The organism is Paenibacillus senegalimassiliensis, assembly GCF_001486585.1.
GTDB classification, from domain to species: domain Bacteria; phylum Bacillota; class Bacilli; order Paenibacillales; family Paenibacillaceae; genus Fontibacillus; species Fontibacillus senegalimassiliensis.
This window is the reverse complement of record NZ_LN909046.1, coordinates 1,674,946-1,689,240: the sequence shown is the minus strand read 5'-3', so window position 1 is coordinate 1,689,240 and position 14,295 is coordinate 1,674,946. Positions and strand designations below refer to the sequence as shown.

The following is a 14,295-nucleotide window of genomic DNA, read 5'->3' as shown; positions in this document are numbered from 1 at the left end:
GCATGTATCAAGTATTGCTGGTAGATGACGAGCCATTGGTGTATCACCATCTCAGAACCTTATCGAATTGGCAGGAGGGAGACTTCGAATTGTGTGGGCAAGCCTTCGATGGGGCTTCGGCACTGGAGATGATAGCGAGCGTTCATCCTCATATCGTCATTCTCGACGTGGATATGCAGGGAATGAACGGGGTTGAATTGAACCGGAAAATTCAGCAGCAGTATCCCTTTGTCAAAACGATCATGCTCAGCAGCTATGACAATTACGATTATGTACGGGAGTGCTTGCAGAATGGAGCAGTGGATTATTTGCTCAAGCATCGGTTGGATGGGTCTACGCTAATCAACGTATTGCAGAAAGCGGTCCGCGTGTCTGTGGTTGAACGGGATACCAAACCGGTTGAGGTGGAGGATATCTGGAAGGTACGCGAACTGGTGGCGCAGATGTTGCAGGGCCAAGCCGAAGCAACCCAGGAGATGATGGACTATGTCCGGGAGAAGGCAATGTTCGAGCAGACCGTATGTTATACCGTGGGAGCGATGCAAATCTCTTCCTTCCTGTTGCTGACGGAAGCTCGTAGCGACGTCCAGACGAACCATATGGTCCGGCAAGCCCTGGATATGATTCAGCAAAGCTTGGGTGAACTGCCGGAGCGAACGGCTGCTTACGTAGAGAATGGACGAATTGCCGTGATTTTTGCCTTTCAGGAACGTAGTGAACGAGTTGCGGCTAGCGAGGCAGAACGATTAATGAGTCACCTGCGCCATTCCCTGGAATTATTTCTTAACCTGACCTGCACCTATGCGGTGGGGCATGTTTGCAGTAGCTTGCTGGGGCTGGAGGCCAGTTATCGTAACGCGGAGAAGCGTCTGGATGCCTGCCCTACCCTGGCATTGGCGGGTAAGCATTCCGAACGGATTGCTCTGACCATAGAGGAACAGAAGCAATTGCTGCTGTCGGTGGAGAATCTGGATCGTCAAGGCGTATACAGCTTGATTGCTTCCGTATTTGACGGTGTACGTGAACAGCCTATCCATGCTCCAGCGGTGCAAATGATTGTCCGGGAGTTGCTGTCGATCGGGGAGAAGGCTGCGCGCAAGTGGATTCCTCTAACCGGTGAAGAAGAGCCGGGAACCTTGCCGACACGCGAAGAATTGGGCCGTATCGCTCAGACAGCGGAGCTAGAGAAGTGGCTGCAATCCTACTATGAGGAACTGTTGCAGCGCCTCAAGGAGGAGCGGGCCGCTGGTCCCTACTCTCGGCATGTATCTCAGGCTGTCCTGCTGATTCTGGAGAAATATTCAAGTTATATTACCTTGGAATTGGCAGCGGGGGCTATTGGCTTGAGCTCGTCTTATCTGAGTCGCATCTTCAAGGAAGAGGCAGGTATGACCTTCTCCGAATATGTCAACCGGGTGCGGATTGATGCTAGCCGAAAGCTGCTGGAGAGTGGCCGTTATTCAGTCAAGCAAGTTAGTGGGCAAGTGGGCTTCAGCACCTATAATTATTTCTTCAAAGTCTTTAAGGAATGGACCGGAATGACTCCGCAGGCCTATGTGCAGCAGCTCAAGTCGGACGAACACGCCAAGTAACTCCACAAATAAGTAGAGTAAGTAGTCATATTTGTGTAATTTGCGACCTGACCTGTACGAAATATAATGAACTCACATCTTAGTAAACGCTTACATGTTATGGCTTTGTACTTTTAAAGGAGGTCATGTCAAGATGTACAAACACAGAAACTGGGGGAAAGCTGCTATCAGCACGATGCTGGTTGCCGCATTGGTGCTGGGAGGCTGTGGCGCCGGGGGCGACAATAAGAAATCCGCCGCCGGGGGAGGTTCCGAGGTGGTGGTCAGCAAGGAAGGATTCCCGATTGTTCAGGAGCCGATTACGCTGAAAATGTTCACCCGAATTGCCCCGGTCAACGGGCCATTCAAGGATATGCCTGTATTCCAGGATTACGAGAAGATGAGCAATGTAAAGGTAGAATTTATTGAAGCACCTACAGATGGGTTCCAGGAGAAGAAAAATCTGCTGTTTGCTTCTAACGAATTGCCAGACGTAATGTTCCGTTCAGGCATCACTCCTCTGGAGGCCGTTCGTTACGGTGCTGGAGGTCAATTGATTCCTCTCGAAGATATGATCGAAGAATATGCTCCGAATTTCAATAAATTGATGGAGCAGTATCCGGAAATTCGCGCAGCGATTACGACTCCTGAAGGGCATATTTACTCACTTCCTGGCATTGTAACTCTGGGTTCCGCGCGTACAGACAAGAAATGGATCAATAAAGCCTGGCTGGAGAAGTTGAACTTGAAGGAACCGGAAACGCTGGATGAGTTATACGATGTGCTGGTTGCCTTCCGCGATGGAGATCCGAACGGGAACGGACAGAAGGATGAGCTTCCATTAACGGCTCGTACAGGACTTCCTATTGTAGTTGCCATGAGCGGATCCTATGGGCTGGATCTACAGTTTGGCTACAACATTAATATCGTGGACGACAAGGTTGAAATTTGGATGGGGAACGAGAAGAACAAGGAATTGCTGATGTATTTGAACAAGCTGTATAAGGAGAAATTGCTTGATCCTGAAATTTTCTCTCAAACCGAAGCTCAATTTTTGGCCAAGCAAGGGACTGGTAACACAGGAATGTTCTTTGATCAAACGAACAATAACTTCCTGCCAATTGCTGACCAATATGTAGGCATTGCACCGCCGGAAGGACCTTATGGTGATCGTCTGCAATCCCAGGGTTCACCGGTTCCGAGAGATCCCGGAGCATTTGCCATTACGTCCGTTAATAAATACCCGGAAGTATCTCTACGCTGGATTGACTACTTCTATACCGATGAAGGCTCAACACTGCTACGGTTCGGCCGGGAAGGTGAACATTACGAAATCGTTGACGGCATTCCGCACTACAAACCGGAATTCTCGACGGCTGAGACACAACCGAAGCTGACACCTTATGCCGGAGGAGGAGCACCACATATCATCAGTGAGTATGTCGCTTCTTATATCAACCCTCCACAGGTTCAGGAAGCACAAAAAAAGCTGGACCCGTATATGCCGGAAGTTCGCTATGCTGCTCCTATGTTTGACGAAGAGACAGCTCAAAAGGTAAATATGCTTCGTAATGATATCGACAAGTATTATGAAGAACAAAGCACCAAATTTATTGCGGGTGCGCTGAGCTTCGATAAATGGGATGAATTCCAGGCCACTCTGAAGAAAATGAATCTGGAAGAATTACAGCAAATTTATCAAGAAGCCTATGACAAAATGGAGAAATAAAGTAAATCGTCTTGCGGATAGGAGTGGATGTTCATGAAGAACGCAAAAATCCATGAGACTGTCGTGGTGCCCCAGTTCCGTTCGGAACGGGGCAACCGCCTGCTCAGACAAATCGCCAAGAGATATGATTTGTACCTCATGTTGCTAGTGCCGATTGTATGGTATTTGTTGTTCCATTACGGCCCTCTTTATGGGCTGCAAATTGCTTTTAAAAATTTCAATCCCGGCAAGGGAATTCTCGGCAGCAGTTGGGTAGGGTTTGAGCATTTCCAGCGCTTCTTCGATTCTTACTATTTTGGAAGATTGCTCTGGAATACTCTGTCAATCAACCTGCTCTCACTATTGCTTGCTTTTCCAATCCCCATTATGTTAGCGCTGTTAATTAACGAAATTCGTAGCAAGAGCTACAGCAAGCTGCTGCAAAATATTACTTATATCCCGCATTTTATTTCAGTTGTTGTTATCGTAGGGATTTTGAACGTGATGCTCTCGGCAAATGGCCCCATTAACATGCTGATTCAGGGCTTGGGTGGATCGTCCGTTCGCTTTATGGAATCGGCGGGATGGTTCAAGACTATCTTCATTGGTTCAAATATTTGGCAGAACATGGGCTGGCAATCGATCATTTATATTGCGGGACTTAGCGGAATTAATCCGCAATTATATGAAGCCGCCAAAATGGACGGTGCCTCTCGGCTACGCCGCATCTGGCACGTATCTCTACCAGGGATTGTTCCTGTCATTGTTATCTTGCTGATCCTGGACATTGGCCAATTTATGAATATCGGATTTGAGAAAATTTTGCTCATGCAAAATAACTTGAATCTCGAAGCAAGTGACGTGATCTCGACCTTTGTCTATACAACGGGGATTCTAAAGGGAGAGTATAGTTACACGGCGGCCATCGGACTCTTCAACTCCTTGATTAATCTGACGCTCTTGCTGCTTGTGAACCGCTTTGCACGAAAAACATCGGAGACGAGCCTTTGGTAGGGGAGGAGAAGAAGAATGGCTGAAAAAATAGCTGCGAAAGGTCCATCGGACGAACTTCGGTTCGATGTCATTGTATATTTGATAGCTGCGGTAATTATTATCATCGTACTTTATCCTTTGTTATTTGTAGTTGCGGCTTCTTTCAGTGATCCTGCGAGGGTCCTGAATGGGGAGGTATGGCTGCTGCCCAAGGGAGTGACACTTGAGGCTTACAATAATATTTTGCATAATGACAAAATCTGGATCGGGTATCGCAACTCCATTCTATACACCGTGGTAGGTACACTCATAAATATCGTAATGACACTGTTAGCCGCGTATCCCCTCTCAAGACCGGATCTACCAGGTCGCAAAGGGCTGATGTTGATTATTACGTTAACCATGTTCTTTAGTGGTGGCTTGATTCCCAGTTATCTGCTCGTCAAAGGGCTTGGGATGGTCGATACGATGTGGGCACTCATCATTCCGGGGGCTATTTCCACATATAATCTGATCGTGATGAGAACTTATTTTCAGTCCAGCATTCCCTGGGAATTACAAGAAGCAGCCCATATGGATGGTTGCTCTAACTGGAGATTGCTCCTTAGCATCATCTTGCCATTGTCTAAGCCGATATTGGCAGTTATGGTTCTGTTCTATGCTGTGGGTCACTGGAATGCATTCTTTAACGCACTTATCTACATCCGTAGTGAAGAGCTGTATCCGCTCCAACTCGTGCTGCGCGAGATCTTGATGATCAGCCAATCGGCTGGAGAAGAAGGTGGAAATGTAGGACTTGAGGATAAAATTCTGTTGTCCGAGAGTATCAAATATGCGGTGATTATCGTATCCAGTCTGCCCGTCCTGATTATGTATCCATTTGTGCAGCGGCACTTTGTCAAGGGCGTCATGATTGGTTCGATCAAAGGGTAAATTGAAACGGAGGTACAACCATGAAAAGCAATGCCATGATAACGATTGATAGCAACCAGAGAAGCAATCATACGGTAAATCCTTATTTGTTTGGTCATTTCGTTGAAGATATCCGGGATCATATGGAAGCGATGTTGGCTTTTCCGCTGAAAGATATGGATTTTGAGAGTGATCCGGAGCTGGCAGTTCAAGTAGCGGGAAGCTGGTCCGCTTATACGAACGGTCGGAATACCAAGTACGCGCTTGAGGCAGCGGCGCCAAAGCATTCGGGACGTGCTCAACGCATTAAAATATTAAGTGATGACGAAGCCTATGCGGGTATCGCTCAGAATGTGGCATTAAAGGGTGCGATGGAATATACCGTTAAGCTGGTGGCGAGAGTCTCGATTGAGATTACTTATGTCATTGTTGAGGCGGTGGATCGGCTGAGCCAGGAGCGGCTTGGGCTGGAGCGCATTGAACTGGACAGTCATAACTGGAAAGAATACGAAGTTGTACTGGGCATCAAACGGGATTGTGCAAATGTAGAACTTCGACTATATGTACCTGCTGAGCATCCCAGATGGAAGGATAGCGTATCTACGGGCATGCTCTGGATTGATCATGTCTCGCTATTACCTAAAGACCACATCGGATTAGTGAAGCGGGAAGTGGTCGAGATGAGCAGAGATTTGAATGCTGGCATGATGAGGCTTGCCGGTAATTATATTAGCGCTTATCATTTCGAACACGGCATCGGCCCAGTGCTTGAACGTCCGGTTATGTTCAATGAGGCATGGGGCGGCTGGACGAGCAAATACTTTGGTACCGATGAATTTATCCAGTTCTGTCGGGAACTGCAGGTAGAACCGTTAATCTGTGTGAACGATGGTTCGGGAACTCCGGAGGAAGCCGCGCAATGGGTAGAATATTGCAACGGAAGTATCGATACACCCATGGGGGCGAAACGTGCAGCCAATGGCTATCCAGAACCGTATAACGTGAAGTATTGGGAGATCGGTAATGAGGTATGGGGACCCTGGCAGGTAGGAACTTGTACAGGAGAAGAGTTCGCCAAACGAACGGTGCCGATCATCAAGGCCATGAAGGAGGTTGACTCTTCGCTCATCATTCTGGCTTGCGGGCATACAGATCAGGAGTGGAACCGGGTGGTGCTCCGGGTCGCTGGCGAACACATTGATTATCTGACATTACACTTGTATCACGGCTATAATCGCTTTGCCATGGATCATAATACGCCTGCTGAGGAGCGCTATAAGGCGATAGCTTCCTTCCCGGAATATACTCGTCTCAATATCGAAGAGACAAGGGAAGAAATTCTGGCTGATCCCAAGCATTCTCATGTTAAGCTGGCCATCACCGAATACAATACGATGTATTATCCCAATACAATTAGAAAAGGTGTGCCGGATGAACATACTCTTGGTGCAGCCGTAGCTAATGCCGCTAACTTGAATGCCATGCTGCGTGCTAGCGATATTGTTCACATTGGCAGCTTCTCGGATTTGGTTAACGGTTGGCTTGGAGGGTGTATACGGGTGGGTGATTACTATGCCGACCAATACTGTGGCAAGAAAGCGGGATGGAGTGGACAGCCGCTCACCATCTACGGCACACCTACCTATGAAGTGATGAAGTTGTATGCTGGCAGGGATATTTCGCGTTTACTTGCTACAGATACGGTCTGCGGGACCTTTGCAGTTAAAGCCAATAAGGCAACTCCAATTAGTCTGGAAAATCTGCCGGACCTGGATACGGTAGCGTTCAGCAATGAGGAGGGAAGTCTGATTACCCTATTTATGGTGAACCGGAGTCTGGATGAGGTGAAGGCCCAGCTTTCGTTACAAGGGCTAAGCTCAGCAGAGGAAACAACGCTGTATGAGATTACGGGAGATTCCGAATGGGAGATTAATTCCGTCTTCGCGCCGGATTGCATTGTCTGCAAGACAAAGACAGTTCCACTTGAAGCCTGGAATGAAGGTTACGCGCTGCGCCCGACGTCTATATATGCGCTGGAAATCAGAAACGGATAGTGAACAGGAGGAGCGGGAATGACAACGAAGGGTTATGTTAAGGATTATCCAAGGCCACAGTTCGTTCGTGATAACTGGATGAACTTAAACGGTACATGGGGATTCCGCTTCGATGACGATCATGTTGGAGAAATCGAGCAATGGCAACAACAGTTAGAAGAGACACATAAGATCATTGTTCCCTTTACTTATGAGACGCAAGCCAGCGGAATCGGGATCGAAGAATTTCATCCCCGGGTATGGTACAGCAGGACGGTCTCTATTCCGGAAGAGGCGGACGGCAAGCGGGTCATCCTTCACTTTCAGGCTGTGGACTACCTGGCCAAGGTCTGGGTAAATGGCACGCTGGCCGGAGAACATCAGGGAGCGTATACGGCATTTTCTTTTGATATTACTCCTTATCTGGTGTTTGGAGCGGACAATATCGTGACCTTGAAGGCAGAAGATAGTGACGATTGCACTCAGCCAAGGGGCAAGCAACGCTGGACGAAGGACAATTTTGAATGTTTTTACGTACAGACAACAGGAATTTGGCAGACCGTCTGGCTGGAATATGTGGAAGAACAGCATCTTGAAACGGTGAAAATTACCCCGGATCTCGATCATGCCCGAGTGTGCTTTGATTATTATGTATCAGGTCTGGAAACAGCAACAGGGAGTCTGAGGTTGGAAGCGATCGTGACCTTCAAGGACCGTGCGGTCAAGACTGTAAGCCTAGGCGTCGACCGGTCTCGATTGAGCGTAGAGGTTGATTTGATCCACGAAGCCATGGGGCCGTGGAAACGATCATTTTGGTCCCCGAAGCAGCCGAATTTGTATGATGTGGAATTTGTGCTCTATCGGGATGATGTAATTATAGATCGCGTTATTTCCTATTTTGGCATGAGGAAGGTATCCATTGAAAAGGGCAAGGTTCTGCTGAACAACGGACCCATCTATCAACGGCTCATCCTGGATCAAGGGTATTGGACAGAAAGCCATCTCACTCCTCCTAGTGAGGAGGCGATTATCGCTGACATCGACCATATGCTGGCCATGGGATACAACGGTGTACGCAAGCATATGAAAATTGAAGATGCCCGCTTCCTGTATTGGTGTGATGTAAAAGGACTGCTGGTATGGTCAGAGATGGCGGCTACCTTCGAGTTCCATGATCATGCCGTTGAGAAGTTCACGAAGGAATGGCTGGAGATCGTCCAGCAGCAATATAACCATCCCAGCATTATTACCTGGGTGCCATTCAATGAATCCTGGGGCATTCATTATATCCTTCACGATCAACGACAGCAGAAGTTCACCGAAGGCATTTATCATCTGACCAAGTCGATTGATCCTTATCGCCCGGTCATTACCAATGATGGCTGGGAGCATACGGTCTCCGATATTATTACACTTCATGATTATGTGGAGACCGGAGAGGGCTTCTTGCAGCGTTATGCAGGTAACAAGGATGAGATTGTCAATAAAGAAACCACGTGCAACCACTGGAAATATGCTTTGGCGGCTGGCTATGAGTACAAAGGGCAACCCATTATGATTACTGAGTTCGGCGGAGTTGCGTTCCAATCGGACAAAGGGTGGGGGTATGGTCGCCAGGTGGATACAGAAGAGGAATTCTTGCAACGGTTCGACGGGTTGATCCAGGCGATCAAGAGTGTGGATTATATTTGTGGATTTTGCTACACGCAATTAACGGATGTACAGCAGGAGATTAATGGGTTATTAACCGAAGATCGCAAGCCGAAATTCCCACTGGAGCAAATCAAGGAGATCAACTTGAAGTAACGTAAGCAAATACAAGAATAGTAAAACAGCAAGGCCTAGGACTCTGAGTAACCGGAGTCCCTCTGGCCTTGCTGTTTTGGCATTGGGCCTTACCTGATGAGGCTGCTGAGCCCAGCCAAGCTGGGTCTACCATCAGCGGAACGCAGGCAACCAGTCGCCGTGGGCGGCGATAAGATCGTCGCAGAGGGCCACGATGTCGTCCATCGACAGCTCTGCCGCCGTATGAGGGTCCAGCATAGCCGCATGGTAGATGTGCTCTTTCTTGCCGGTTATTGCAGCTTCGATCGTAAGTAGCTGCGTGTTGATGTTGGTGCGGTTCAATGCAGCGCATTGCGGCGGCAAGTTCCCGGCATAGGTCGGGGTAACGCCGCTGGCGTCTACCAGGCAAGAGACCTCTACGCAGGCTTCCTGTGGCAAGTTGGGAATCAATCCAGTATTCATCACATTGCCGGCAATTTTGAAGGGGACATCGGTTTCGATCGCTTCCATGATATAAGAGGCATACTCATGGGACCGCTCATGCTTCAAATCATAATTATTGACTAGCTCCTCACGCATCTTCTCCCAATTCGCAATTTGCGATACGCAGCGGCGCGGATATTCATCCAATGGTATTTGGAAGCGTTCGATCAACTCGGGATATTGGCGTTTGATGAAATAAGGATGATATTCGGCATTATGCTCTGAAGATTCGGTGATATAATAGCCGAATTTGAGCATCATTTCAAAGCGTACCATATCTGAATGGGGCGTTTGCTGCTTCTCTGCGGCAAGACGCTTGATCTCCGGGTACAGATCGACGCCATCGCGGGTGACCTCAAGCAGCCAAGCCATATGGTTGATGCCGGCAATCTTGGCCTGTACGCCCGTCTTGTCGAGTCCAAGGCTGTCGAACAAGCCGGGGATACACTGCTGGACGCTATGGCAAAGGCCAACGGTCCGGACCTGTCCGTAAGTATTCATTACGTTGGTGAGTACGGCCATCGGGTTGGTGTAGTTGAGGAACAAGGCGTCAGGACACACCTCGCGGATGTCGGACGCGAAGTCCAGCATCACGGGAATCGTACGCAGGTTGCGAAAGATACCGCCGATGCCCACGGTGTCCGCGATGGTTTGGCGTAGTCCGTACTTCTTGGGAATTTCAAAATCGGTAATCGTACAAGGATCGTACCCGCCAACCTGGATTGCGTTAATTACATATTTGGCTCCGCGCAGCGCGTCCTTGCGATCCGTATAAGCTTTGATAACACATGTGCTGCCGCTGCTGTGCCGGAGGTTGTTCAGCATATTCTCGGAATCCTTCAAGCGTTGCTGGTCAATGTCGAACAGGGCTAACTCGAACCCCTGCAAGGCCGGGGTTTGCATGCAATCCCCCAGCACGTTCTTGGCAAATACGGTGCTGCCGGCCCCGATAAATGTAATTTTAGGCATAATAGACTCCTCCTTATCATATGGACGGATGAATGATACATAACTTTGTTGCACGTCCTCAATATAGTCCAATTAGCTAATTGTGAGTATGGATGAATGAAAGTTATCTATGGATAAATGTTGTGTTTAATCCGAGATGTGGAGTAGGCTATTACTATAAATGTTATGAGGTCGTAAATTACCAGGAGGATCTATGATTCCCGAACATGATATGTATGAAGCTTATATGAATGCCGACAAGCAGGAGAAACAAATCAACTTATTGTTCAGTGGGCAAGCCTATCCTCGGCCCGATCATAAAATTGGGCCTTCAGTACATGACTATTACCTACTACATAGCGTACTGGAGGGGAAGGGGACGTTTGAATGGGGAGGGGTGACTTATGATTGTCGACCAGGAGATACCTTCGTGATCTTTCCGGGGAACTTGTTCTCTTATCAGGCGGATACCATGAACCCTTGGCATTATACCTGGGTGGCGTTGCAGGGACCGGGGGTCTTTAGCCAACTGGCAGAGATCGGAATTACTCAGACGGCACCCGTAGTCCGTTCCGGCGATGTAGTCGCCTTGCGAGAGCTGTATACGAAAATTCGCGTCGCACTACAACAAGGAGCAGATCCTCGACTAGAAAGCCTGGAGGCATCAGGGTGGCTCCTACTGCTATTCCATCATTTCGGGCTGGCTCACCGGGAAGCAACACCTGATCCAGACCTGAAGGAGCTGGCGATGATCGACCGGCAAGTCGAACAGGCCATTCGCTGGTTCTCGCTGCAATATCAGCAGCAGCTTAGCATCGAAGAGCTTGCTCGTCAGCTTGGTTATCATCGTGCCCATCTGTTCCACGCCTTCAAGGCGCGCACCGGATTGTCTCCCAAGCAATACCTCATGAAGGTACGGATGGATAAGGCCAAGCAGTTGCTGACAGGCGTAGCCTTGACCGTCGATCAGATTGCTTCCTCGGTAGGATTCAATGATGCACTATATTTCTCACGGCAATTCCGGAAGATGACGGGCATGTCGCCTAGTGAATACCGGAATAGGGCTGCGAAGTCTGACTCCATTTGAAGAAGGCAATCACTATGATAATCATTTGTTCAGATATGCGGTCTAATCAGGGATGCAGCACGGGATTATGAGCAAATGATTGTTTCTGAAACGCTTCAATGAAATGTACTGTGAAGGAGTAACGATTATATTTCATTGGAGGTCAAAACGGTATGAAAAACAAGTCTTTCACCCTCTTGCTGACCACAATCCTGACGCTTAGCCTTGTGCTGGCCGGTTGTGGAAGCGGTAACAATGGAGGGGGCAACGGAAGCGCAGCGACGACAGACCCGGCTCCATCCAACGTGGAGAACCAGGCTGAAGTACCGCAAGAACCAACGGAAATTACAATTATGCTTCCGTTGAATACGTCAGAAACTCCACCAGATACCATCAAGACCGAGCTTGAGAAACTAACAAACACGAAGCTGACATATCAATTTTTCCCCGCAGATACGTATGAAGAGAAGCTGAACACCGCTTTTGCGACAGGTTCTCTGCCTCAAGTCACTTACCTCAAAAATCAGACTACATTTATCCAGATGAAGGAAGCGATTAAAGACGGACAGTTTTGGGAAATCGAGCCTTACTTGGGCGAATTCCCGAACCTGAGCAAGATGAAACCTGAAATTCTCAACAACACGAAGGTGGATGGCAAGCTGTACTCGCTGTACATCGGCAGACCGCTGGCTCGACAAGGCATGATTTATCGGAAGGACTGGGCAGATAAGCTCGGCATCTCCGCACCGGCTAACGTCGATGAGTTGTTCGAGATGGCCAAGGCATTCACCGAACAGGACCCTGACGGCAATGGACAGAAGGATACAACGGGGCTCGCTGACCGCAATGAGTTGGTCTATGGGGCGTTCAAGACCGTATCTGCCTGGTTCGGCACGCCAAACAATTGGGGTGAGAAGGATGGTAGCTTGCAGCCTGAATTCACCTTCCCGCAATATGTAGACACAATGGAATTTTTCAAAAATCTTCGTAGTAACGGTTACATGAACCAGGACTTTGCAGCCACAAGTAAAACAGATGCCGTTAACATGTTCACCAGCGGCAAAGCCGGTATGTATATCGGTGGTTCCATGCAGGATATTGATTCCCTGAACAAGGATTTGATCAAGAATGCACCGGATGCGGTGCTGGATACACATAGCATGGTTGCCGGGAAAGACGGGGTATTCGCGCAATGGATGATTCCAGGCTATAACAATATCGTCTTGTTCCCGAAATCTGCAGTCAAGAGCGAAGAGGAGCTCAAGAAGCTGCTGGCCTTCTTCGATAAGATGATGACGCCTGAAGTGGCCAACCTGATGTATTGGGGCATCGAAGGTACGCATTACACGGTAGAGGATGGCAAGGCGAAGGTCACGGATGATAAGGAATTGATTGAACGCGAAGTGAAGCCGTTCAAAGACAGCGTCATCGGTGAGTCCGAGACGAACGGGATGTACGAGAGCTATAACACCTTGCCTGGGCGGGTTCATGCGGAAGAGCTGATCAAGGAGAACGTGAAGGTTGGTGTGCCGGACCCAACGGCGGCATTGGATTCGCAAACCTACACGTCAAAGGGTGTAGAGTTGCAGCAAATTATTACAGATGCCACGTACCAATATATTTATGGTCAAATTGACCAGGCTGGCTTCGAAAAGGCTGTGGAGCAGTGGAAATCTCGTGGCGGCGACAAAATTATTGAAGAGTATAATGCTGCCAGATAAATGAATGACGGGGCAGGCTATTGGGGGATTCTCCATAGCCTGCTCAAATGAATTATGAAGCAGAGAGGAAGAGACACATGCAGGAAGCAACCGCTCCGTCGACCGCTGGGCCGAGACTCAAGCCTCGCAAACGCCCGCATACCGGCGAGCTCAAGCGGCGAATATGGCGAAATAAATGGCTATACGTCATGCTGCTGCCGGGATTAATCTATTTTATTATTTTCAAATATTTGCCCATGTACGGACTAATCATCTCCTTCCAGAACTATAAGCCTTACAACGGGATTATGGGCAGTGAATGGGTGGGGATGGAGCATTTCAAAAGGCTGTTTACTGAACCGGATTTCCTTAATATTTTGATGAATACCATCATTTTGTTTGCGCTCAACCTGTTCATTTATTTCCCGGTGCCGATTATACTCGCACTGATGCTTAACGAACTGCGGGGCAACTTCTTTAAACGGCTGTTCCAGACGCTGGTCTATTTACCCCACTTTATGTCTTGGGTCATTATCGTGTCGATTACCTACGTTATGGTGACGATGGATGGCGGGATTATTAACGAGTTGCTCGTTTATCTCGGCTTCGAGAAGGTCAACTTCTTGCTGAACCCCGATTGGTTCAGGCCGATGTACATTCTTCAAGTCATATGGAGAGAAGCAGGTTGGGGAACGATTATTTACTTGGCGGCCATTGCGGCAGTCGATCCAGGACTGTATGAGGCAGCCCGGATGGATGGAGCCGGACGGCTTCGCCAGGTTTGGCATATTACGCTTCCAGCGATCCGCGGTGTAATTATCACGCTGTTCATCTTGAAGATTGGTCATGTTTTGGACCTTGGCTTCGAGCATGTGTACCTGCTGCTGAATTCGATGAACCGCGGAGTTGCAGAGATTATTGATACGTACGTGTACACCGCCGGCTTGCGGCAGGGTCAATATAGCTATAGTACGGCGATTGGATTCTTCAAATCGGTGATTGGCTTAATCATGGTTATGATGGTCAACCGAGTATCCAAGAAAATGGGAGAAGAGGGCGTTTATTAATGCTTGTCCAAAAGATTAAGATATCAGCC

10 protein-coding genes are annotated in these 14,295 nt (G+C 48.5%); 9 read left to right on the top strand and 1 reads right to left on the bottom strand.

The genetic code is table 11. The features are described from left to right. Positions 1-2 precede the first annotated feature (2 nt). From BN3279_RS21915 to BN3279_RS21890, 6 genes are all read left to right on the top strand, one after another. A complete protein-coding gene (locus BN3279_RS21915; RefSeq protein ID WP_059053972.1) occupies positions 3-1,592 on the top strand; it encodes a helix-turn-helix domain-containing protein in 1,590 nt (529 codons plus the stop codon). A gap of 133 nt (positions 1,593-1,725) precedes the next feature. Then, positions 1,726-3,300: an extracellular solute-binding protein gene (locus tag BN3279_RS21910; protein ID WP_059053970.1), complete on the top strand. Its 1,575-nt coding sequence runs from the start codon at positions 1,726-1,728 to the stop codon at positions 3,298-3,300. 33 nt (positions 3,301-3,333) lie between these two features. After that, positions 3,334-4,293, top strand: a complete 960-nt coding sequence (locus tag BN3279_RS21905) for an ABC transporter permease (protein ID WP_059053968.1) — start codon at positions 3,334-3,336, stop codon at positions 4,291-4,293. 15 nt (positions 4,294-4,308) lie between these two features. After that, complete coding sequence (locus BN3279_RS21900) at positions 4,309-5,205, top strand: carbohydrate ABC transporter permease (protein WP_059053966.1); 897 nt, start codon at positions 4,309-4,311, stop codon at positions 5,203-5,205. Positions 5,206-5,225: 20 nt separating this feature from the next. Beyond that, on the top strand, positions 5,226-7,238 hold the full coding sequence (locus BN3279_RS21895) for an alpha-L-arabinofuranosidase C-terminal domain-containing protein (protein WP_059053964.1): 2,013 nt from the start codon (positions 5,226-5,228) through the stop codon (positions 7,236-7,238). Between the two features lie 18 nt (positions 7,239-7,256). Continuing rightward, positions 7,257-9,023: a glycoside hydrolase family 2 protein gene (locus BN3279_RS21890; RefSeq protein WP_059053962.1), complete on the top strand. Its 1,767-nt coding sequence runs from the start codon at positions 7,257-7,259 to the stop codon at positions 9,021-9,023. A 132-nt stretch (positions 9,024-9,155) separates the two neighbouring features. On the opposite strand, the gene melA is transcribed toward BN3279_RS21890, so the two are convergent. Further along, positions 9,156-10,454: an alpha-glucosidase/alpha-galactosidase gene (gene melA, locus BN3279_RS21885; protein ID WP_059053960.1), complete on the bottom strand. Its 1,299-nt coding sequence runs from the start codon at positions 10,452-10,454 to the stop codon at positions 9,156-9,158. A gap of 193 nt (positions 10,455-10,647) precedes the next feature. Here melA and BN3279_RS21880 point away from each other — a divergent pair, with 193 nt between their 5' ends. The 3 genes from BN3279_RS21880 (at position 10,648) to BN3279_RS21870 (ending at position 14,266) form a co-directional block, all read left to right on the top strand. Continuing rightward, a complete protein-coding gene (locus tag BN3279_RS21880; RefSeq protein WP_059053958.1) occupies positions 10,648-11,520 on the top strand; it encodes a helix-turn-helix domain-containing protein in 873 nt (290 codons plus the stop codon). Between the two features lie 152 nt (positions 11,521-11,672). Continuing rightward, positions 11,673-13,220 (top strand): extracellular solute-binding protein, encoded by a 1,548-nt coding sequence (locus BN3279_RS21875; RefSeq protein WP_059053956.1) that lies wholly within the window; start codon positions 11,673-11,675, stop codon positions 13,218-13,220. A 77-nt stretch (positions 13,221-13,297) separates the two neighbouring features. After that, a complete protein-coding gene (locus BN3279_RS21870; protein ID WP_059053955.1) occupies positions 13,298-14,266 on the top strand; it encodes an ABC transporter permease in 969 nt (322 codons plus the stop codon). Positions 14,267-14,295 lie beyond the last annotated feature (29 nt).